The 19,316-nt window shown below is 76.3% G+C and carries 17 protein-coding genes and 1 pseudogene; 10 read left to right on the top strand and 8 right to left on the bottom strand.

What is annotated here, in order from left to right; genetic code table 11:
- Positions 1-125 precede the first annotated feature (125 nt).
- Entirely contained in the window at positions 126-527 is a 402-nt protein-coding gene (locus ACI78S_RS22635) for a cupin domain-containing protein (protein WP_456977229.1), read from the bottom strand.
- 111 nt (positions 528-638) lie between these two features.
- Positions 639-1,277: a TetR/AcrR family transcriptional regulator gene (locus ACI78S_RS22630; protein ID WP_456977228.1), complete on the bottom strand. Its 639-nt coding sequence runs from the start codon at positions 1,275-1,277 to the stop codon at positions 639-641.
- 140 nt (positions 1,278-1,417) lie between these two features.
- On the opposite strand from ACI78S_RS22630, the gene ACI78S_RS22625 reads away from it, so the two are divergent.
- Positions 1,418-2,749 (top strand): MFS transporter, encoded by a 1,332-nt coding sequence (locus ACI78S_RS22625; RefSeq protein WP_456977227.1) that lies wholly within the window; start codon positions 1,418-1,420, stop codon positions 2,747-2,749.
- A gap of 3 nt (positions 2,750-2,752) precedes the next feature.
- On the opposite strand, the gene ACI78S_RS22620 is transcribed toward ACI78S_RS22625, so the two are convergent.
- Positions 2,753-3,724, bottom strand: a complete 972-nt coding sequence (locus ACI78S_RS22620) for a sulfotransferase family protein (protein ID WP_456977226.1) — start codon at positions 3,722-3,724, stop codon at positions 2,753-2,755.
- A 94-nt stretch (positions 3,725-3,818) separates the two neighbouring features.
- Between ACI78S_RS22620 and ACI78S_RS22615 the strand changes: the two genes are divergently transcribed.
- Positions 3,819-4,769 carry a hypothetical protein gene (locus ACI78S_RS22615; RefSeq protein WP_456977225.1) on the top strand — a complete coding sequence of 317 codons (951 nt, stop codon included), beginning with the start codon at positions 3,819-3,821 and terminating at the stop codon, positions 4,767-4,769.
- A 17-nt stretch (positions 4,770-4,786) separates the two neighbouring features.
- Positions 4,787-6,361, top strand: a complete 1,575-nt coding sequence (locus ACI78S_RS22610; RefSeq protein ID WP_456977224.1) for an FMN-binding glutamate synthase family protein — start codon at positions 4,787-4,789, stop codon at positions 6,359-6,361.
- On the opposite strand, the gene ACI78S_RS22605 is transcribed toward ACI78S_RS22610, so the two are convergent.
- Positions 6,341-7,117 carry a TetR/AcrR family transcriptional regulator C-terminal domain-containing protein gene (locus tag ACI78S_RS22605; RefSeq protein WP_456977223.1) on the bottom strand — a complete coding sequence of 259 codons (777 nt, stop codon included), beginning with the start codon at positions 7,115-7,117 and terminating at the stop codon, positions 6,341-6,343. The two genes, ACI78S_RS22610 and ACI78S_RS22605, sit on opposite strands and share 21 nt — an antisense overlap.
- Positions 7,118-7,164: 47 nt before the next feature.
- On the opposite strand from ACI78S_RS22605, the gene ACI78S_RS22600 reads away from it, so the two are divergent.
- A complete protein-coding gene (locus ACI78S_RS22600; protein ID WP_456977222.1) occupies positions 7,165-8,004 on the top strand; it encodes an alpha/beta fold hydrolase in 840 nt (279 codons plus the stop codon).
- 327 nt (positions 8,005-8,331) lie between these two features.
- Here the strand turns inward: ACI78S_RS22600 and ACI78S_RS22595 are convergent, their stop codons facing one another.
- Both ACI78S_RS22595 and ACI78S_RS22590 read right to left on the bottom strand, forming a co-directional pair.
- The gene (locus ACI78S_RS22595; protein ID WP_456977221.1) at positions 8,332-8,967 is read right to left on the bottom strand and encodes an FMN reductase; all 636 of its coding nucleotides are present in this window, start codon (positions 8,965-8,967) and stop codon (positions 8,332-8,334) included.
- Positions 8,964-10,124: an LLM class flavin-dependent oxidoreductase gene (locus ACI78S_RS22590; protein ID WP_456977220.1), complete on the bottom strand. Its 1,161-nt coding sequence runs from the start codon at positions 10,122-10,124 to the stop codon at positions 8,964-8,966. The genes ACI78S_RS22595 and ACI78S_RS22590 overlap by 4 nt, the downstream gene beginning before the upstream one ends.
- Positions 10,125-10,425: 301 nt before the next feature.
- On the opposite strand from ACI78S_RS22590, the gene ACI78S_RS22585 reads away from it, so the two are divergent.
- From ACI78S_RS22585 to ACI78S_RS22575, 3 genes and pseudogenes are all read left to right on the top strand, one after another.
- Entirely contained in the window at positions 10,426-11,337 is a 912-nt protein-coding gene (locus ACI78S_RS22585; protein ID WP_456977219.1) for a DivIVA domain-containing protein, read from the top strand.
- A 118-nt stretch (positions 11,338-11,455) separates the two neighbouring features.
- Positions 11,456-11,599 (top strand): hypothetical protein, encoded by a 144-nt coding sequence (locus ACI78S_RS22580; RefSeq protein ID WP_456977218.1) that lies wholly within the window; start codon positions 11,456-11,458, stop codon positions 11,597-11,599.
- Positions 11,600-11,629: 30 nt separating this feature from the next.
- Positions 11,630-12,355, top strand: a pseudogene (locus ACI78S_RS22575) (DUF222 domain-containing protein); the annotation flags it as partial.
- A gap of 411 nt (positions 12,356-12,766) precedes the next feature.
- On the opposite strand, the gene ACI78S_RS22570 reads toward ACI78S_RS22575, so the two are convergent.
- Positions 12,767-12,964, bottom strand: coding sequence for a hypothetical protein (locus ACI78S_RS22570; RefSeq protein ID WP_456977230.1), 198 nt, complete (start codon positions 12,962-12,964; stop codon positions 12,767-12,769).
- Between the two features lie 160 nt (positions 12,965-13,124).
- On the opposite strand from ACI78S_RS22570, the gene ACI78S_RS22565 reads away from it, so the two are divergent.
- The 3 genes from ACI78S_RS22565 to ACI78S_RS22555 are packed head-to-tail and all read left to right on the top strand — an operon-like array spanning position 13,125 to position 16,800.
- Positions 13,125-13,250, top strand: a complete 126-nt coding sequence (locus ACI78S_RS22565) for a hypothetical protein (protein ID WP_456977217.1) — start codon at positions 13,125-13,127, stop codon at positions 13,248-13,250.
- Entirely contained in the window at positions 13,247-15,688 is a 2,442-nt protein-coding gene (locus ACI78S_RS22560; protein ID WP_456977216.1) for an HAD-IC family P-type ATPase, read from the top strand. Before ACI78S_RS22565 ends, ACI78S_RS22560 begins: the two co-directional genes overlap by 4 nt.
- Positions 15,685-16,800: an acetate/propionate family kinase gene (locus ACI78S_RS22555; protein ID WP_456977215.1), complete on the top strand. Its 1,116-nt coding sequence runs from the start codon at positions 15,685-15,687 to the stop codon at positions 16,798-16,800. The genes ACI78S_RS22560 and ACI78S_RS22555 overlap by 4 nt, the downstream gene beginning before the upstream one ends.
- Here ACI78S_RS22555 and ACI78S_RS22550 read toward each other — a convergent pair.
- Entirely contained in the window at positions 16,778-19,291 is a 2,514-nt protein-coding gene (locus ACI78S_RS22550; protein WP_456977214.1) for a phosphoketolase family protein, read from the bottom strand. The two genes, ACI78S_RS22555 and ACI78S_RS22550, sit on opposite strands and share 23 nt — an antisense overlap.
- Positions 19,292-19,316: the final 25 nt, after the last annotated feature.

Raw genomic sequence — 19,316 nt, 5'->3', positions numbered from 1 at the left:
GGGTCCCCCGCCGCCGCCCCCCCCCCCCCCCCCCCCCCGCCCCCCCCCCCCCCCCCCCCCCCCCCCCCCCCCCCCCCCCCCCCCCCCCCCCCCCCCCCCCCCCCCCCCCCCCCCCCCCGGCGCGCTCACCCGGTCGGCGGCTCGTCCTCGCCCTCCTCCTCCAGCCGGTCGGCCTCCTCCTTGGTCTTGTGCACCGCGCCGTCGGCGTGCTCGGGCGGGCCGTAGACGGTGTAGAGGATCAGCGGGTTCTCACCGGTGTTGAGGAAGTTGTGCTTCGTCCCGGCCGGGACGACGACCAGGTCGCCCTGCGCGACCTTCTTCGTGCTGCCGGAGATCTTCGCCTCCCCGGTGCCGCTGACGAAGGTGAGGATCTGGTCGGTGTCCTCGTGCACCTCCTCGCCGATCTCGCCGCCCGGCGGGATGGTCATGATCACCAGCTGGGTGTTCTTGCCGGTCCAGAGCACCCGGCGGAAGTCGGGGCTCTTCTCGGCCTCGGTCGCGATCGTGTAGTGGATGACGCTCGCCATCGACGGTTCCTCTCGTCTCTTCCCGACGGTGTCGCGGCAGTCCTATCCCAAGATCGCCGGGGCTACTCGTCGGTCCCCCGGCCGGGTCGGCGGGGCACCCGCGCCGCGCGGTCAGCGGCGGTGCTCGAGCAGGCCGATGAGCACGGCCGAGGCGACGTCGGCGTCCCGGGGGAGCAGCTCGGCCTCGCCGCGCTCGACCCGCGCCAGCACGAGCTCGTTGATGCCGCCGACCGCCGCGAGCACCAGCTCCCGGCCGATCGGCCGCACCTCGTCGGGGTGGGCGTCGCGGAGCTCGCGCGCCACCTCGTCGAGCAGGTCGACGAAGCGGTCCACCACGCGGCGGCGCAGCGCGAGCGCCGGGCGCCCGGCCGCCTGCACCTCGACCAGCGCCGCCCAGGCCACCGCCGGACCGGCGGCGAGCGCGGCGAGGTAGCCGGCGACCCCCGAGCGCACCCGCTCGCGCCAGGGCAGCCCCGCCGCGCGGGCGTCGTCCTGCGCGCGGCGGACGCTGTCGAGCACCGCGTCGGTCGCCCGCGCGTACAGCTCGAGCAGGCACTGCTCCTTGTCCCGGAAGTGGGCGTAGACCACGGTCTTCGACACCTGCGCGACGCGGGCGATGTCGGACATCGTGGTGGCGCGGTAGCCCTTCTCGGCCATGCAGCCGGCGAGGGCGCGCAGGATCCGGCCGCGCCGGTGCCCGTCGTCCACGGCCGGGTCGTCGACCGGCGCAGCTGCGACGGGACCGCCCACCTCCCGGACGATATCCGGCACCGCCGGTCGCCGGCGCCGCACGGTCGGTGAACACCCGGCGTCGCCAGGGCGTGGGCGAGATCACGCAGCGGTCGCGGAAGCCTCGACGGCGCCGGCGCGTCGTCCTCTCAGTGACGACGGTGACCGCCCCGACCCCCGTTCGAGTCCCGGCGCGCGCCTACGCGGTGTGGCTGGTCGGGCTGTTCGCCTACGCCGTCGCCGTCTTCCACCGCGGCTCCCTCGGGGTCGCCGCCGTCGAGGCGCAGGAGCGGTTCTCCGCCGGCGCGTCGGCGGTGTCGCTGTTCCTGGTGCTGCAGCTGGCCGTCTACGCCGCGATGCAGGTGCCGGTCGGGGTGGCGCTGGACCGGTTCGGCTCCCGGGCCCTCATCGTCGCGGGCGCGGTCACCATGGCCGCCGGCCAGCTCGTGCTCGCCCTGGCCACCGACGTGCCGACGGCGGTGGTGGCCCGCGTGCTCATCGGCGCCGGCGACGCCATGACCTTCATCAGCCTGCTGCGGGTCGTCGGGCTGTGGTTCCCGGGCCGCACCGTCCCCCTGGTCACCCAGCTCACCGGCATCCTCGGCCAGGTCGGGCAGATCGTGGCCGCCTACCCGCTGGTCGCGCTGCTGCACTCCACGTCGTGGGAGAGCACGTTCCTGGGGGCGGCCGCGGTGGGCGTGCTCGCCGCCGTCCTGGTGCTCGCGGCGCTGCGCGACGGCCCGCCCGGGACCTCGCGCCCGGCGCCGGCCGGGCTGGCCGAGGTCCGCCGCGGCCTGGCCGACACCTGGCGCGAGCCCGGCACCCGCATCGGCCTCTACACCCACCTGGTCACCCAGTTCTCGGGCACCGTCTTCGCGCTGCTGTGGGGCTACCCGTTCCTGGTGCTCGGCCAGGGCCTGGCCCCGGGGACGGCGGCCGCGCTGCTCACCCTGCTCGTGCTCGTCGGCATGGCCGTCGGCCCGCTGCTCGGCCGGCTGTGCGGGCACTGGCCGCTGCGCCGGTCCAACCTGGTCTTCACGATCCTGCTCGCCACCGCGGGCGCCTGGACCGTCGTCCTGCTCTGGCCGGGGCGGGCGCCGCTGTGGCTGCTGGTGCTGCTGGTCGTCGTCCTCGGCACCAACGGCCCCGGCTCGATGATCGGCTTCGACTACGCCCGCACCGAGAACCCCGCCGAGCGGATGGGCAGCGCCAGCGGCGTGGTGAACGTGGGCGGCTTCGTCGCCTCGCTGCTCACCGTCCTGGCCGTCGGCGCCGTCCTCGACCTGCTCACCCCCGGCGGCTCCACCGCCTACGACCTCGACGCGTTCCGCGCCGCCTTCGCGGTGCAGTACGTCTTCTGGGCGCTCGGCCTGGTGGGCGTGGTGCGGCACCGCCGCCAGCTGCGGGCCCGGATGGCCCGCGACGGGATCGTCCTCGTGCCGCTGCGGGTCGCGGTGGGCGCCCGCCTGCGCGGGCGGTCGGCCTACCGCTGAGCGCTACCGCTGCGCGGTGGCGGCCCGGGACCGGAAGTCGCCCCGCCCGGTGTCGGACCGCCAGTCGGCGAAGGACTCCCCGGTGAGCTCCTCGAGCAGCGCGATGTCGTCGAGCAGCGGCGCCAGGACCTCGCGGCGCACCTCCACCGGCAGCGGCGGGCGCGGGACCCGGCCGCCGTGCAGCGCGGCGAGCAGCGGCCGGCTCGCCTGCCGCCACAGCCGCGGGGGAGCGGCGGCGCCGAGGGCCGCGCCGGCCCGCGTCAGCCGCGCCAGCGCCCGGTGGCGCGCCCCGTCGGCCACGTAGGGCTTGACGTTCTCCGGGGGGACGGCGTGGGCGATCCCCGCGGCCACCCCGAGGAAGGCGCTGACCCGGTCGAGGGTCTGCTGCGGGGTGTCGACCAGCTCGCGGTAGCGCAGCAGCAGCACCTGCTCCCGGGGGAAGCGGGTGAGCAGGTCGCGCAGCTGCTCGCCGTAGCGGCCCAGCCCGCGGTAGTGCCAGAACGGCGCCCAGCCGTCGGCGATCCGGCGCTCCTCGGCGCGGACCGCCGCCAGGAAGTCGGCCTGCGGCTCGAGGCCGTCGGCGCGCAGGTGCACCCAGTTGGAGACGGCCCGGTCGACGGGGTCGCGGACGACCAGGACCAGCCTGGCCTCCGGCACGTCGGCGGCGATCCGGGCGTGCGCCGCGCGGTCGTAGAGGTAGAACGGCGTGCTCTCGCCGCGGACCGCCCCGGCCGGCGCGCCGTCGAACAGCGCGAGGTACCGGTCGCGGCGCCAGATCCACTCGCGGGCGCTGTGCGCGTCGCCCGGTCCGCGCTGGCGGGACCGGTCCGGCGGCCGCCCCCCGGTGAGGTAGAACTTCGGCTCCTTGACCGGGGAGAGGTACAGGCCGGGGTGGGTGGCCAGGGCGGCGTGCAGCGCCGTCGTCCCCGCCTTGGGGGCGCCGGCGATGAAGAACTGGGGCAACCGCTCCGCCATGCCGCCATATCTACCAACTTCACCGGGTAGATGGGAAATGGACGGCGCTACGGTGGGCGGAGCAACCACCACCGTCGCGGGGAGCCGTCGTCCGTTGAGCAGCACGCTGTCGTCCCGTCCCCACCCGGCCGCGCTGGCCGCCCGGACCGACCGCTTCTGGGACGACGCCGCCGTCGCCGTCGTCCCCGAGGACGCCCGCCCGGGGGCCTGGGCGGGCGGCCCGTCCGCGCTGCTGGTCGACGGCGTCTGGTGGCTGGCCTACCGGCTGCGCCGGCCCGTGGGCGAGGGCCGCGGCTTCGCCAACGTGGTGGCGCGCTCGGCCGACGGCGTCGCGTTCGAGCAGGTGGTGCGCATCTCCCGCGACGACTTCGGCGCCGAGTCGCTGGAACGGCCGGCCCTCGTCCGCACGCCCGACGGGCGCTGGCGGCTCTACGTCAGCTGCGCGACGCCGGGCACCAAGCACTGGCGGGTCGACCTGCTGGAGGCCGGCACGGTGGAGGGGCTCGCCGGCGCGCGGCCGGAGACGGTGCTGCCCGGCAGCGCGACGGAGGCGTGGAAGGACCCGGTGGTGCGCCGGGCGGACGACCGCTGGCACCTGTGGGCGTCGGTGCACCCGCTCGACGACCCCGACGCCACCGACCGCATGACCACCGAGCACGCCACCAGCCCCGACGGGCGGGCGTGGACCCGGCAGGGCACCGCCCTGGCCGGCACGCCGGGCACCTGGGACGCCCGCGGCGTCCGCGTCGCGACCGTCCTGCTCGGCCCCGGCGGCCCGGGTGACCCGGCCACCTGGGCGCTCTACGACGGCCGGGCGAGCGCGGCGGAGAACTGGGAGGAGCGCACCGGCCTGGCCCGGTCGACCGGCGACGGCGGGCGCCTGGTGGCGGACACGGACGGCCCGCTGCTGAGCTCTCCGCACGCGCCCGGCGGCCTGCGCTACGCCGACGCCGTCCCGCTGCCCGACGGGACCACCCGCTGGTTCTACGAGGCCACCCGCGCCGACGGCGCGCACGAGCTGCGGACCGTGCTGCTGCCGTCCTGAGCGCGCACACTGCGCGTATGACCTGGGTCACCCGAGCCGCAGCAGCCGGCCTCTCCGCCCTGGGCGCCGTGGCCGCCCGCGACCTGTTGCAGCGCGAGCACACGCTGCTGCGCAACTTCCCCGTGATCGGGCACGCCCGGTACCTGATCGAGGCGATCGGGCCGGAGCTGCGGCAGTACCTCGTGGCCGGCAACAACGAGGAACGGCCGTTCACCCGCGACCAGCGGCGCTGGGTCTACGCGTCGGCGAAGAAGCAGAACAACTACTTCGGCTTCGGCACCGACAACGACCTCGAGTACACCGCCGGCTACCCCGTCATCAACCACCGCACGTTCGGCCGCGCGGTGCCCTCGACCGACGTGCACGCCGGCGCGGAGGTGCGCCTGCCCTGCGCCAAGGTCGTCGGCGCCGCGCGCGGCCGCGCCCAGGCGTTCCGGCCCGCGTCGGTCGTGAACATCTCCGCCATGAGCTTCGGCTCGCTGTCCGGCCGGGCGGTCGAGGCCCTCAACCGCGGGGCCGCGCTGGCCGGCTGCCTGCACAACACCGGCGAGGGCGGGATCTCGGTCCACCACCGGCACGGCGGCGAGCTGGTCTTCCAGATCGGCACGGCGTACTTCGGCTGCCGCGACGAGCACGGCCGCTTCGACCTCGCCCGGCTCAAGGACCTGGTGGCCGGGGCGCCGGTGCGGGCGATCGAGGTCAAGCTGAGCCAGGGGGCCAAGCCCGGGCTGGGCGGGGTGCTGCCGGCGGCCAAGGTGTCGGCGGAGATCGCCGAGGCCCGCGGGGTGCCCCAGGGCGTGGACTGCATCAGCCCGTCCCGGCACGCCGAGTTCTCCGACCCCGACAGCCTGCTGGACTGGGTGGAGCTGCTGGCCGCCGAGACCGGGCTGCCGGTCGGGATCAAGTCGGCCGTGGGGGACATGGCCTTCTGGCACGAGCTCACCGAGCTCATGGCGACCACCGGCCGCGGGGTGGACTTCGTGACCATCGACGGCGGCGAGGGCGGCACCGGCGCCGCGCCGCTGATCTTCACCGACTCGGTCTCCCTGCCCTTCCAGCTCGGCTTCGCGCGGGTCTACTCCGTCTTCGCCCGGGCCGGCCTGGCCGAGCAGGTGGTGTTCATCGGCGGCGGCAAGCTCGGGCTGCCCGACAACGCGATCGTGGCCTTCGCGCTCGGCTGCGACCTCGTCAACGTCGCCCGCGAGGCGATGCTGGCCATCGGCTGCATCCAGGCCCAGAAGTGCCACACCGACACCTGCCCGACCGGCGTCGCCACGCAGAACCCGTGGCTGGCGCACGGCCTGGACCCCGCCCTGAAGTCGGTGCGCGCGGCCACGTACGTCGCCACGCTGCGCCGCGACCTGCTCAAGGTCGCCGAGGCCTGCGGGGTCGAGCACCCCGGCCTGATCGAGACCTCGGCGGTGGAGGTGCTCACCGGCCGGACGGCGTCGCGGCCGCTGGCCGAGGTCTACGACTACGAGCCGGGCTGGGGGCTGCCCTCGGCCGAGGACCGCGTGGCGATCGTGCGGCTCATGACGGGGGAGGGTTCGCAGGGCGGCAGCGCGCCGCCGTCACCCACGGCCGTCGGCTGACAGGCCGGCCAGGAGGAGGTCGATCCCGGCGTCGAGGGCCTGGCGGGCGGCCGCCTCCGGCCAGGGGGTGCCGTCGTCGGGTCGGACCGGGGCCGGCGCGGTGGCCAGCCAGGCGGTCGCGGGGAAGCGCTCGGCGTGGTCCGGCACGACGGCGGCGAGCGCGGCGGCCCGCTCGGCCCACCACCGCTGCTCGTCCGGCCCGTCGGCCGCGGCGAGGCGGGCGTCGGCGACGGTCTCGGCGGTGCCGCGGACCAGGTGGTAGAGGGCGGTCACCGCCGGGCGGGCCGCGGCCGGGGCCAGCCCGGCGTCGCGCAGGATGCCCACGAGGGCCTCCAGCACCGCCTGCTCGTGCGGGCCCAGCACCGGGCGGGCGAAGGAGATCCGGAGCGTCCACGGGTGGCGGACGTGGACGGCCAGCAGCGCCCCGGCCCAGGCGTGGACGGCCGCGTGCCAGTCGCCGCCGTCCGCGGGGAGCTCGGCCTCGGCGTGCACCGCGTCGTGCATGAGGTCGAGCAGCTCGGCCTTGCCCGCCACGTAGGTGTAGAGCGCCATCGCGGTGACGCCGAGCCGTTCGCCGACCTGGCGGAGGCTCACGTCCGCGCCGGCGGTGGCGTCCGCGGCGGCGATGCCGGCCGCCACCACGTCGTCCAGGGCCAGCGCCGGGCGTGGACCGCGCCGGGCGCCCGGACCCGGCCGCCGCCACAGCAGCCGCAGCGTCGTCTCCGCGTCGCCCTGCCCACCCCGGATCCCCGGCACGCCGTTCCCCTGTCGTGAAACCCTTTATGGCGTATAGAGTTTAGCGCATGCGCGAGATCGCACTGCCCGGCGGCGCCGGGATCGAGGTGGAGGTGCGGGGAAGCGGGCCGGTGGTGCTGCTGCCGGTCGACCCCCGGCCGGTCGAGGGACCGCAGGCCGACGCGATGCGGGCGTGGGGCGCCGACCCCGAGCTCGGGCGCAGCCTGCTGCGCGGGCTGGCCGACGGCTTCCGCGCGGTGGCCTTCGGCTACGAGGCGCACGTGCTGGCGCACCCGCGGCCGGACACGCTGACGCCAGAGGCGCTGGTGGCGGACCTGCTGGCGGTGGCCGACGCCGTGGGTGCCGACCGGTTCGCCTTCTACGGCTACTCGTGGCTGGGGCTGGCGGGGCTGCAGCTCGCCGTCCGCACCGACCGGCTGACCGCCCTGGCGATGGGCGGCTTCCCGCCGCTGGGCGGCCCGTACGCCGAGATGCTGGCGGTGACGGCGGCGACGCACGCGCTGGCGGCGGCTCCCCGCCCGGTGCCGGTGCCGGCCGCCGAGCCCGGGGACTGGGCGACCGCCGACGTGGGCCTGGGCGAGCCGCAGGCCCGGCAGTTCCGCACCCTCTACGAGGCGCTGCGGGACTTCGACGACCAGGCGGCGCTGCCCCGGGTGACCTGCCCCCGGCTGGCCTTCGCCGGGGCGGCCGACGTCATCGACTACGACGAGCGCTGGGGCGGGGTGCGGGTCGACATGGGCCCGCGCCTGGCCGGCCGCGCCGCCGAGCTGACCGCGGCCGGGTGGACCGTCCGCCTGCTCGAGGGGCTGGACCACACCGGCGCGATGCAGGCCGCCGCCGTCCTGCCGGTCCTGCGCCCGTGGCTGGACTCGGTGCTGCGGGCCTGACGGTCGTGCGCCCGCGCCCCCGTCACCCCGGTAGCGCACCGTCGCAGCGGGGCGCGACCGGTGTCAGGACCAGGCGACAGGGGGTCGGACGGGCAGGCCGGCCGCGGGGGGCCGGGCGGCCACGACGACGGGTCCACCGCAGTTCCAGCACCGGGGGTGGGCGCCGCCGCTGCCCGGTGCGTCCCGGCCGCCGACCTGGCAGGGCTCGCACGTCCAGCTGATCTCGATCCGGGACTCCACGGATCGGTCTCCTTCGGTCGCCTTCCAGCGCCCCGTCGGGCTGGGGGAGCTGCTGGTCGGGGGATACCCCGGCCGCAGCCCCCTGACTCACGGACGGTTGCCGCGGAGCAGCTCCTCGAACGACGGGGTGCCGCCGAACGGGCCGTCGAGGGCGTCGGCCGGGGGAGCGGTCGGCAGGCCGGCGATCAGGTCGGCCAGCTCGCCGGCGGCGCGGCGGACGCGCTCGTTCAGGGCACGGCTGACGCCGTCCCCGCCGGCCCAGTCCTCGCCGGCGGCGAAGACCGCCGTCGGGGCGACCACCGCGCGCAGGTAGGCGAACAGCGGCCGCACCGCGAACTCCAGGGCCAGCGAGTGGCGGGCGGTCCCGGCGGTCGCGCCGAGCAGCACCGGCTTCGCGGTGAGCGAGTCCCTGTCCAGGACGTCGAAGAACGTCTTGAACAGCCCGCTGTAGGAGGCGGAGAAGATCGGCGTGACGGCGATCAGGCCGTCGGCGCCGGTCACCGTCTCCACCGCCGACCGCAGGTCGGCGTTCGGGAAGCCGGTCACCAGGTTGTCGGCCAGGTCGCGGGCGTGCTCGCGCAGCTCGACGACCTCCACCGTGGCGGAGCTGCCGCGCTCGCGGAGGGCGTCGACGGTGGCGGTGGTGAGCCGGTCGGCCAGCAGCCGGGTGGACGACGGGACCGAGAGCCCCGCGCTGACGACGGCGAGGGTGCGGGTGGTCATCGGACCTCCACCTCCTCGGGGTCCTCGTCGCGGACCTGCCCGGTGACGTCGTCGCCGGCGGCGTAGACGGTGGCGTCCTTCGCGCCGCCCGCGGCGGCGACCAGGCTGGCGTGGGTGGGCGCGTCGGGCACGCGCGCCGGCTTGAGGGCGGCGAACTCCTTGCGGAGCACGGGCACGACCTCCTCGCCGAGGATGTCCAGCTGCTCGAGCACCGTCTTCAGCGGCAGTCCGGCGTGGTCGATGAGGAAGAGCTGGCGCTGGTAGTCGCCGACGTAGTCGCGGAACCCGAGGGTGCGCTCGATGACCTGCTGCGGGCTGCCGACGGTCAGCGGCGTCTCGCGCGAGAAGTCCTCCAGCGACGGGCCGTGGCCGTAGACCGGGGCGTTGTCGAAGTACGGCCGGAACTCGCGGACGGCGTCCTGGCTGTTCTTGCGCATGAACACCTGGCCGCCCAGGCCGACGATCGCCTGGTCGGCGGAGCCGTGGCCGTAGTGCTCGAAGCGGCGGCGGTAGAACTCCACCATCCGCTGGGTGTGCTCCGGCGGCCAGAAGATGTGGTTGTGGAAGAAGCCGTCGCCGTAGTAGGCGGCCTGCTCGGCGATCTGCGGGCTGCGGATCGAGCCGTGCCACACGAACGGCGGGACGCCGTCGAGCGGGCGCGGGGTGGAGGTGAAGCCCTGCAGCGGGGTGCGGAAGCGGCCGGACCAGTCGACGACGTCCTCCCGCCACAGCCGGCGCAGCAGCGCGTAGTTCTCGACGGCGAGCTCGATGCCGTTGCGGATGTCCTGCCCGAACCACGGGTAGACGGGGCCGGTGTTGCCGCGGCCCATCATCAGGTCGACGCGGCCGTCGGCGAGGTGCTGGAGCATCGCGTAGTCCTCGGCGATCTTCACCGGGTCGTTGGTGGTGATCAGCGTGGTCGCCGTCGACAGCTGCAGCGTGGTGGTCTGCGCCGCGATGAACCCCAGCGTCGTGGTGGGGGAGGACGAGAAGAACGGCGGGTTGTGGTGCTCGCCCAGGGCGAAGACGTCGAGCCCGACCTCCTCGGCCTTCTTCGCGATCGTGACGATCGCCTTGACCCGCTCCGCCTCGGTGGGCGTGCGGCCGTTGGTCGGGTCGGTCGTGATGTCGCTGACCGAGAAGACTCCGAACTGCATGACCGTCTCCGTTGCTAGTTGAGAGCGCAACTACCTTCGCCCACCGAAACCGCAGCGCCGTCGTGCGCATTCCCGAGTCTCCCGCACGCGGCGGGGGCGAGGGAGCCGCCCGCCGGCGTGCGCCGTGACCTGTTCGTGACGTTCTGGCCCTTTCCCGGCACGGTGCGTGACCAGCCCAGCACCGGGCGGGTAGCTACGCCGGGAGGCCGTCCGACACGCTCCGGACGTCGCGCGGCCCCCCGGGCGTGTCTGCCACTGTCGGTGCGAGATCACCGGCCGGACCCCAGGAGGCGGTTGCCGCATGTTCCGACGCACCGAGGTGACCGGAGGCGCCGGCCGTGAGCCGGATGGCGGGAGCCCGGGGGGTCCGACTCCCGCGGGCAACTTCGTCGTCGACCAGCAGTGGCCGAACCTGTCCGGCGACCTCGACGCGCTGCTGACCACCGCCCCGGTGTTCCGGAGCTCGGTGCGCGGCTACGACCGGCTCCAGGTCGACAACTACGTGGCGTGGGCCGAGGCGGAGCTGCGGGCGGCCCGCCGCGAGACCGACGACCTGGTCGAGCGCTACGGCCGGGCCTCCGCCGAGCTGGAGATCTCCCGCCGGCTGCTCGCCCGCTCGCCGGAGGGGCAGGAGATGGCGGCCGTCTCCGAGCGGATGGGCCGCATGCTGCAGATGGCGGCCGACGAGGGCGCCGAGATCACCGCGGCCGCCCACGAGGAGGCCGAGCACATCCTCACCGACGCGCGCATCGAGGCCGACGCGCGGCTGCGCAAGGCGCACGAGATCAAGCAGCTGGCGGTCGAGGCCGCGGACCGGATGCGCGAGGAGGCCCGGCTGGTCCGCGCGGAGGCCGCCGCCGAGCTGGAGCGGGCGCGCGCCGAGGCGGCGCAGCTGCTGCGCGACGCCGAGGCCGAGCGCGAGCGGCTGGCGCGAGAGGCGCAGGAGCAGCGCTCCCGGGCCGAGGCCGAGCTGGCCAGGTGGCTCGCGAGCACCCGGGCCGCCGCGCGCCGCGAGCAGGAGGAGGCCGCGGCCGCCACCGAGGAGATGCTGGCCGAGGCGCGCGGGGAGCTGGACGAGCTCGACCGCCGGCGCGCTCGCGCCACCGAGTCGCTGCTGCGGCTCAACGAGCAGATCGGCGTGGCCCTGGAGACCGTGGCCGGCGTGACCGACCTGACCGCGATGGTCGGCCCGGGGCGGCCGGCGGTGGTCTGAGGCCCTCCCGCGGGGGCGTTGCCCACCGCGGCGGTCGACGTCCTGGAAGGGCCTTCTCGAGATCTGTGGACAACCCCTCTGACCTGGGGATTCAGGTCGCCCGGCCGGTCGGACGGCGGTGGACTTCGAACGCCTGTACGGCCCTGGTGGGGAGGTGTTCGTGGCGCAGCTGGCCGCAGTGCTCGACGCGCTGGCCGGCGCCGACCTGCACGGCCGCGGGCCCGCGCTGCTCGACGACACCCGGCAGCTGCTGGCGCTGTGAGCGCAGCTCGACGCCGTAATCGCCCGCCGGGTGCGGGCGGCGGAGAACCGGCAGGCCTTCGCGCGCGACGGGCAGAGGACGGCGCAGTCGTGGCTGCGCGGGCACGGCCGGCTCTCGCCCTCGGCGGCGTCCCAGCTGGTGCGGGTCGGGCGGGCGCTGGAGCGGCTGCCCGCCCTCGCCGCCGCGCACGCGGCCGGGGCGATCACCGCCGACCAGGCCGACCTGATCGGCAAGATCACCGCACCCCGGCCGGCCGCGCTCGCCGCCGCCCAGGGGGTGGACCTGCCCGCCGTGGCCGCGATGCGGGCCGGCTTCGCCGCGGCGCACGAGCACACCGACACCGCCCGGCTGGTGCACACCTACCTGGCCCGGCTCGACGCCGACGGCCCGGAACCGGACCCCACCGAGCAACGGTTCCTGTCGATCGCCCGGCACGCCGACGGGTCGGCCACCGGCCGGTTCCACCTCGACCCGCTCGGCGCGGAGAAGGTCTCCGCGGCGCGGGAGTCGCTCCGACAGGCCGACCGCCCCGCCGGCGACACCCGCACCCGCGCCCAGCAGTCGGCCGACGCTCTGGTGCAGCTGGCCGACATCCACCTCGGCTGCGGCACCCCGCCGCTGCTGCGCTCGGTCAAGCCGCAGGTCGCGGTGAACGTCGACCTCGCCGACCTGCTCGACCCGGCCACCGGCCCGGCCTCGGCGCAGCTCGGCTGCGGCGGCGTGCTCTCCGCCGCCCGCGCCCGCTGGGCCGCCTGCGACGCCGACCTCACCCGCGTCGTCCTCGGCCCCGACGGCGAACCCCTCGACCTCGGCCACGGCCCCGCTGCAGGGGCCCGCGCCGAGCGGGCGAGGCGTGGGGGGCAGCGGGGTCCTTCCATTCGCCGGCTGCGACGCCCCGCACCAGTGGTGCTAGGTCCACCACCTCCTCCACTGGGCGCTCGGCGGGGAGACGTCACTGGAGAACTCAGGGCTGCTCCGCGAACGGCACCACACCCAGGTCCACCACGGCTTCCGCGTCGAACGCGACACCGCCGGCCGCTGGCACACCTACCGCCCCGACGGCACCGGGATCCACGTGATCCGACCACCGGCCGACGACCCCGAACTCGCCCGCGCCGGCTGAGCGGCGCGGTCACCGCTCGACCCGGTGCGCCGCCGGGGTCGGCGTCAGCAGGCGGACGTCAGCAGGACGTCGTTCCACATGTCGAGCACGTCGTCCACCCGCGCCCGGCACTCGTCGACCCGGCGTCGCGAGTCGGCGGTGTCGGCCGTCCGCAGCTCGCGCACGGCCTCGGTGAGCTCGAGCCGGGCCAGCGCGAAGTCGAGGTGGAGGGTCTCCTCGAGACTGTCGGGATCGCCGTCCATCGTGGCCTCCGTCCGTGTTGCCCGTGATCGTCCGCCACCGCGGCACCGCCGAACAGGGGCCGTCGCACCCTGCGCACCGGTGGGGCGGGGGCCGAGGGTCCGGCGCCGACGGGACCTCGTGCCCTGGGGGGTTCCGGCACTGGTTCGCGAGGCTGCCGGGGTGGTGCTCCCCTTCTGGCTCACCTCGGCGGTCGGCGCGCTGGCCGGCGCCCTCACGGCCCCCACCATGGCCGCCGTGACCGGCTGGGGCCTGCTCCGGCTGGTCGCCGGCCCCCCGCCGCGGTGACGCGGGGCCTCCCGCCGCCGGCTCCGGCGGCCGCGGCCGCGCACCCCGGCGGCATCCCCGACCGGCCGCCGACGCCGCCGGCGGGGCTGAGCGGCGCCGAGGTCGCCGAGCGCGTCGCGGCCGGGCTGACCAACGCCGCGACCGTGCGCACCAGCCGCACCGTGCTCGAGATCGTGCGGGCGAACGTGCTCACCTTCTTCAACGGGCTGCTCGCCGCGCTGTGGGTCGTCGCCGCCCTCACCGGGCGCTGGCAGAACGCGCTGTTCGGTGGCGTCGTCGTGGCCAACGCCGCGATCGGGGTCGTGCAGGAGGTGCGCGCCAAGCGCACGCTGGACCGGCTGGCGGTGCTCAACGCGCCGCGGGCCGGGGTCGTCCGGGACGGCGCCGAGCGCGAGCTGGCCGTGGGCGAGGTGGTCCTCGACGACCTGCTCGTCCTCGCCGCCGGCGACCAGGTGCCCGCCGACGGCGTGGTCCGCTCCTCCCGTGGGCTCACGGTGGACGAGTCGCTGCTCACCGGCGAGGCCGACCCCGTGGCCAAGACCGGGGGCGACCCGGTGTGGTCGGGGTCGATCGTGGTGGCCGGCCACGGCGTCGTGCAGGCGACGGCGGTGGGCGACGAGGCGTACGCCGTCCGGCTCGCGGCCGAGGCACGGCGGTTCACCCGGACCTTCTCCGAGCTGCAGGCCGGCACGACCCGGCTGCTGCGCTGGATCGCGATCGGGCTGGTCGTCGTCGGCCCGCTCGTGCTGTGGAGCCAGTTCCGCAGCACCGACAACGTGGACTGGCGCGACGCCGTCACCGGCACCGTCGCGGCGCTGGTCGGCATGATCCCCGAGGGCCTGGTGCTGCTCACCACGCTCGCGTTCATGGTCGCCACGCTCACCCTGGCCCGCCGGCAGACCCTGGTGCAGGAGCTGCCCGCCGTCGAGGGCCTGGCCCGCGTCGACGTGGTCTGCCTCGACAAGACCGGCACGCTCACCCACGGCGACGTCCGGTTCGACCGGCTGGAGCTCCTCGACGGCGGCGACGGGGCCGCCGCCCGCACCGGGGTCGGCGCGCTAGTCGCCGCCGACCCCGCGAACGCGACGGCCGCGGCCCTGGCGGCGGCCTTCCCCCCGCCGCCGGGGGCACCCGCGCAGGTCGTGCCGTTCTCCTCCGCGCGCAAGTGGTCGGCGGTGCACCTCGCCGGCGGTGACACGTGGGTGCTCGGCGCGCCCGAGATGGTGCTGCCCGAGCCCGCGCCCGGAGGCCCGGCCGCCGCTCGCGACCGCGCCGACGTCCTGGCCGCCGAGGGCCGCCGGGTGCTCCTGCTGGCCTGCTCGCCCGGTCCGCCGGTCGTCGCCGGGGACGACGCGGCGCTGCCCGAGGGCCTGGTCCCGGTCGCGCTGGTGCTGCTGGCCGAGCGGATCCGCGACGACGCGGCCGACGTGCTCGGCTACTTCACCGAGCAGGGCGTGGCGCTCAAGGTGATCTCCGGGGACAACCCGCGCACCGTCGGCGCGGTCGCCGCCGCGGTGGGCGTGCCCGGCGTCCGCGGGGCGGCCGACGCCGTCGACGCGCGGACCCTGCCCGAGGACGACGACGGCCTGGCCGCCGCGGTGGAGGGAGCGAGCGTCTTCGGCCGGGTCACGCCGTACCAGAAGCGGGCGATGGTGCAGGCGCTGCGGCGCAGCGGCCACGTGGTCGCGATGACCGGCGACGGCGTCAACGACGCGCTCGCCCTCAAGGACGCCGACATCGGGGTGGCCATGGGCAACGGCTCGCCCGCCACCCGGGCGGTGGCCCAGCTGGTGCTGCTCGACGGGCGGTTCGCGCACCTGCCGGCGGCCGTCGCCGAGGGGCGGCGGGTGATCGCCAACATCGAGCGGGCGGCCAACCTGTTCCTGACGAAGAACGTCTACTCCCTGGTCCTGGCCCTGATCGTCGTCGTCACGGCGGCCGCCTACCCCCTGGAGCCGGTCCAGCTGACGCTCATCTCGGCGGTGACCATCGGCGTCCCCGGCTTCTTCCTCGCGCTCGGCCCCAACCGGCGCCGGTACGTGCCCGGCTTCCTCACCCGCGTGCTGCGGTTCTCCGTGCCGACCGGGCTGATCACCGGCACCGCCGCCTACGCGGGCTACGCCGCGACCCGCTGGCTCGACCCGGCCTCCGGCGTCGCCGGGGCGCGGACCACGGCCACCCTGGTCGTGCTCGTCGTGGCGCTGTGGACGCTGGTGATCCTGGCGCGGCCGCTCGCGGCGTGGAAGGTCGCCCTGGTCTGCGCCATGGTGGGCGTCGTGGTGCTGGTCCTCGCCGTCCCCGCGCTGGCGGCGGACGTCGTCCTGCTCCGGCTCTCGCCGGGCGTCCTGCTCACCGGCACCGCCGTCGGCGGAGCGGCCGCGGCGCTGGTGGAGCTCGCCGCGCGGGCGGGCGCCCCGCGGCAGGAGGAGGGCGGGTGAGGCTGCTCGTCGTCAACGCCGGCTCGAGCAGCCTGAAGCTCTCCGTCCTGGAGGACGACGGCGGCACGGGGCCCGCCCGCACGGTGCAGCCGTGGACCGGCGACGTGGAGCCGGTGGCCGACTTCCTCGCCGGGTGCGGCCCGGTGCACGCCGTCGGGCACCGCGTCGTGCACGGCGGCCCGCGGCACGCCGGCCCCACGACCGTCGACGACCGGCTGACCGGCTACCTGGAGGAGATCAGCCACCTGGCGCCGCTGCACAACCCGCGCGCGGTCGCCGCCATCCGGGCCACCACCGGGCTGCTGCCCGGTGTGGCGCAGGTGGCCTGCTTCGACACCACCTTCCACGCGACGCTGCCCGCGGCCGCCCGCACCTACGCCCTGCCCCGCGAGTGGAACGCCCGCTGGGGGCTGCGCCGGTACGGCTTCCACGGGTTGTCGCACGCCTGGGCGGTGCGCCGCGGCGCCGAGCTCGCCGGCCGGCCGGCCGAGGAGCTGCGGATCGTCTCCTGCCACCTCGGGGCCGGCGCCTCGCTCGCCGCCGTCCGCGACGGTCGCTCGGTCGACACCACCATGGGTTTCACCCCGCTGGCGGGGCTGGTCATGAACACCCGTCCGGGCACCCTCGACCCGGGGCTGCTGCTGTGGCTGCTCGAGCACGGGGGGGTCCCCGAGCCGGAGCTCGCCGACGTCCTCGAGCACGCGGCCGGGCTGAAGGGGCTGTCGGGCACCTCCGGCGACCTGCGCGAGGTCCTCGCCGGCCGCGCGGCCGGCGACCCGGACTGCGCGCTCGCGTTCGACGTCTACGTGCACCGGCTGGCCCGGGAGGTCGCCGCGATGACCGCCGCGACCGGCGGGCTGGACCTCCTGGTGCTGACCGGGGGAGTGGGGGAGCACGCCGCCCCGGTCCGCGCCGCGGTCGCCGCCGCGCTCGCCCACCTCGGCGTCGCCGTCGACGAGGACCGCAACGCCGCGACGACCGGCGACGGCGACATCGGCGCGGCCGGTGCCGCGGTGCGGACCGTCGTCGTCACCTCCCGGGAGGACCTCGAGATCCGCCGGCAGGTGCTCGCCCTGCTGGAGGGAGGGGTCAGCTCCAGGTCCAGCTCCTGACCTCCGGCAGGTCCTCCAGGGCCTCGACGACGTAGGCGCGGTGCCGGGCCAGCTGCTCGCGGCACAGGCGGGCCAGGCGGTCGCCGCCCTCGGGCACCCGCCGGGTGCGGCGCAGCGCCTCCAGCACGAGGTCGTAGCGGCTCATCCGGTTGAGCACCACCATGTCGAACGGCGTCGTCGTCGTCCCGTGCTCGGTGAAGCCGCGGACGTGGAACCGGTCGATGTCGGGGCGGCCGTGCAGCAGCGGGTGGATGGCCCGCGGGTGGCCGTGGAAGGCGACGACGACGTCGACCTCGTCGGTGAACAGGTCGGCGAAGCGCGAGGCGCTGAAGGCGGCGGGGTGCTCCCCCTCGGGCAGCAGCCCCATCAGGTCGACCACGTTCACCACCCGCAGCCGCAGGTGCGGCACGTACTGCCGCAGCAGCTGCGCCGCGGCGAGCACCTCCATCGTCGGCACGTCGCCGATCGCGGCCAGCACGACGTCGGGCCGGTCGCGCCGGGACCTGCCCGGCTCCTCGGTGCCGGCCCACTCCCAGACCGCGGCGCCGGCCGAGACCAGGTTCCGGGCGCCCTCCAGGTCGAGGTACTGCAGGTGCCGCTGCTTGTCGACGACGATCAGGTTGAGCCGGCCGCGGCTGGTGAGGCACTGCTCGGCGACGACCAGCGTGCTGTTGGCGTCCGGCGGGAACCAGATCCGGGTGACGTCCGGCGCCAGCGGGGCGACCGTGTCGATGAGCCCGGGCCCCTGGTGCGAGAACCCGTTGTGGTCGTTCCGCCAGGTCGTGCTGGTGAGCAGGATGTTCAGCGAGGGGACGGGCGCCCGCCCGGGGTGGCCCTCGGCCAGCTGCAGCCACTTGGCGTGCTGCACGATCATCGAGGCGCTGACCATCGCGAACGCCTCGTAGGTGGCGAACAGCCCGTGCCGGCCGGTGAGCGTGTAGCCCTCCAGCCACCCCTCGCACAGGTGCTCGCTGAGCACCTCCATCACCCGGCCGTCCGGGCCGAGGTGGTCGTCGCCCGGGAGCGTCGGCAGCTGCCAGCAGCGGTCGGTGGCCTCGAAGACCGCGCCCAGCCGGTTGCTGTTGGTCTCGTCGGGGGAGAACAGCCGGAAGTCGCCGCCGCCGTCGGCCCGGCCGGTGCGGGTGAGCACGTCGCGCAGCAGCTCGCCGAGCGGGCGGGTGGTCTCGTGCTCCAGGACGCCGGGGGCGGTCACGGGCAGCGCGTAGTCGGCGAGGTCGGGCAGCGGCAGGGGGCGGACCCGGAACCGCGGCCCGCCGGTGCGGGGGGTGGCGGAGATGCGCAGGTCGCCCTCCGGCGTGAGCGCGGCCAGCTCCGGCACCAGCCGGCCGTCGGCGTCGAAGCACTCCTCCGGGCGGTAGGACCGCAGCCAGCGCTCCAGCTGCGCCAGGTGCGCGGGGTTGTCGCGGACCCCGCTGAGCGGCACCTGGTGGGAGCGGAACGTGCCCTCGACCGGGACGCCGTCCACCTCGCGCGGGCCGGTCCAGCCCTTGGGCGTGCGCAGCACGACCGCCGGCCACGGGGCCGTCGCGCCGGGCGTGCCCGAGCGCGCCGCGGCCTGCATCTCCCGGATGCTCCGGTGGGCGGCGGTGAGCGCGGCGCCGAAGGCGGTGAACACGGTCGCCGGGGGGGGGGGGGGGGGGGGGGGGGGGTGGGGGGGGGGGGGGGGGCGGGGGGGGGGGGGGGGGGGGGGGGGGCCCCCGCGCCCGCCGCGCGCCCCCCCCCCCCGCCCCCCCCCCCCCCCCCCCACGACCGGGTCCCACCCCTGGCTGCGCAGGAACGCGCAGACGTCCTCGTCGGAGGTGCGGCCGAGGATCGTCGGCCCCGAGATCTTGTGCCCGTTGAGGTGCAGGACCGGCAGCACCGCGCCGTCCCGGCGGGGGTTGAGGAAGGCCGGCAGCCGCCACGAGGCGGCCAGCGGCCCGGTCTCTGCCTCGCCGTCGCCGATGACGCAGGCCACCAGCAGGTCGGGGTCGTCGAAGGCGGCGCCCGCGGCGTGCACGAGGGCGTACCCCAGCTCGCCGCCCTCGTGGATGCTGCCGGGGATGTGGATGCCGGCGTGGCTGCTCACCCCGCCCGGGGTGGAGAACTCGCGGACCAGCCGCGTCAACCCGGCCACGTCCCGCGTCACGGACGGGTGCACCTCGCCGTAGGTGCCGTCGAGGTAGGCGCCGGCCAGCACCGCCGGCCCGCCGTGCCCGGGGCCGGTCACCAGCAGGACCTCGCTGCCCGTGCGGCGGATCAGCCGGTTGAGCTGGGCGTGGATCATCGTCAGCCCGGGGCTGGTGCCCCAGTGACCCAGCAGCCGCGGCTTGACGTGCTCGCGGGTCAGCGGCTCGCGCAGCAGCGGGTTGTCGCGCAGGTAGATCTGCGCGGCGGTGAGGTAGTTCGCCGCCGCCCACCAGCGCAGGTCCAGCTCCAGCTCGTCGGCCGGGTAGTCCTCGGCGGCGGGCCGGGTCTCGGTCGCGGTCATGCGCGGCACTCCTCGTCGTCGGCGT

The organism is Geodermatophilus sp. SYSU D00815 (assembly GCF_054050035.1).
Note: the sequence above shows the minus strand (reverse complement) of the source record. Positions and strands in the feature narration are given on the sequence as shown.

What these genes read in the sequence shown, in the direction of transcription:
- ACI78S_RS22635 (WP_456977229.1), bottom strand. Translation starts at nt 527, where the DNA reads ATGGCGAGCGTCATCCACTACACGATCGCGACCGAGGCCGAGAAGAGC.
- ACI78S_RS22620 (WP_456977226.1), bottom strand. Translation starts at nt 3,724, where the DNA reads ATGGCGGAGCGGTTGCCCCAGTTCTTCATCGCCGGCGCCCCCAAGGCG.
- ACI78S_RS22610 (WP_456977224.1), top strand. Translation starts at nt 4,787, where the DNA reads ATGACCTGGGTCACCCGAGCCGCAGCAGCCGGCCTCTCCGCCCTGGGC.
- ACI78S_RS22600 (WP_456977222.1), top strand. Translation starts at nt 7,165, where the DNA reads ATGCGCGAGATCGCACTGCCCGGCGGCGCCGGGATCGAGGTGGAGGTG.
- ACI78S_RS22595 (WP_456977221.1), bottom strand. Translation starts at nt 8,967, where the DNA reads ATGACCACCCGCACCCTCGCCGTCGTCAGCGCGGGGCTCTCGGTCCCG.
- ACI78S_RS22590 (WP_456977220.1), bottom strand. Translation starts at nt 10,124, where the DNA reads ATGCAGTTCGGAGTCTTCTCGGTCAGCGACATCACGACCGACCCGACC.
- ACI78S_RS22585 (WP_456977219.1), top strand. Translation starts at nt 10,426, where the DNA reads ATGTTCCGACGCACCGAGGTGACCGGAGGCGCCGGCCGTGAGCCGGAT.
- ACI78S_RS22570 (WP_456977230.1), bottom strand. Translation starts at nt 12,964, where the DNA reads ATGGACGGCGATCCCGACAGTCTCGAGGAGACCCTCCACCTCGACTTC.
- ACI78S_RS22550 (WP_456977214.1), bottom strand. Translation starts at nt 19,291, where the DNA reads ATGACCGCGACCGAGACCCGGCCCGCCGCCGAGGACTACCCGGCCGAC.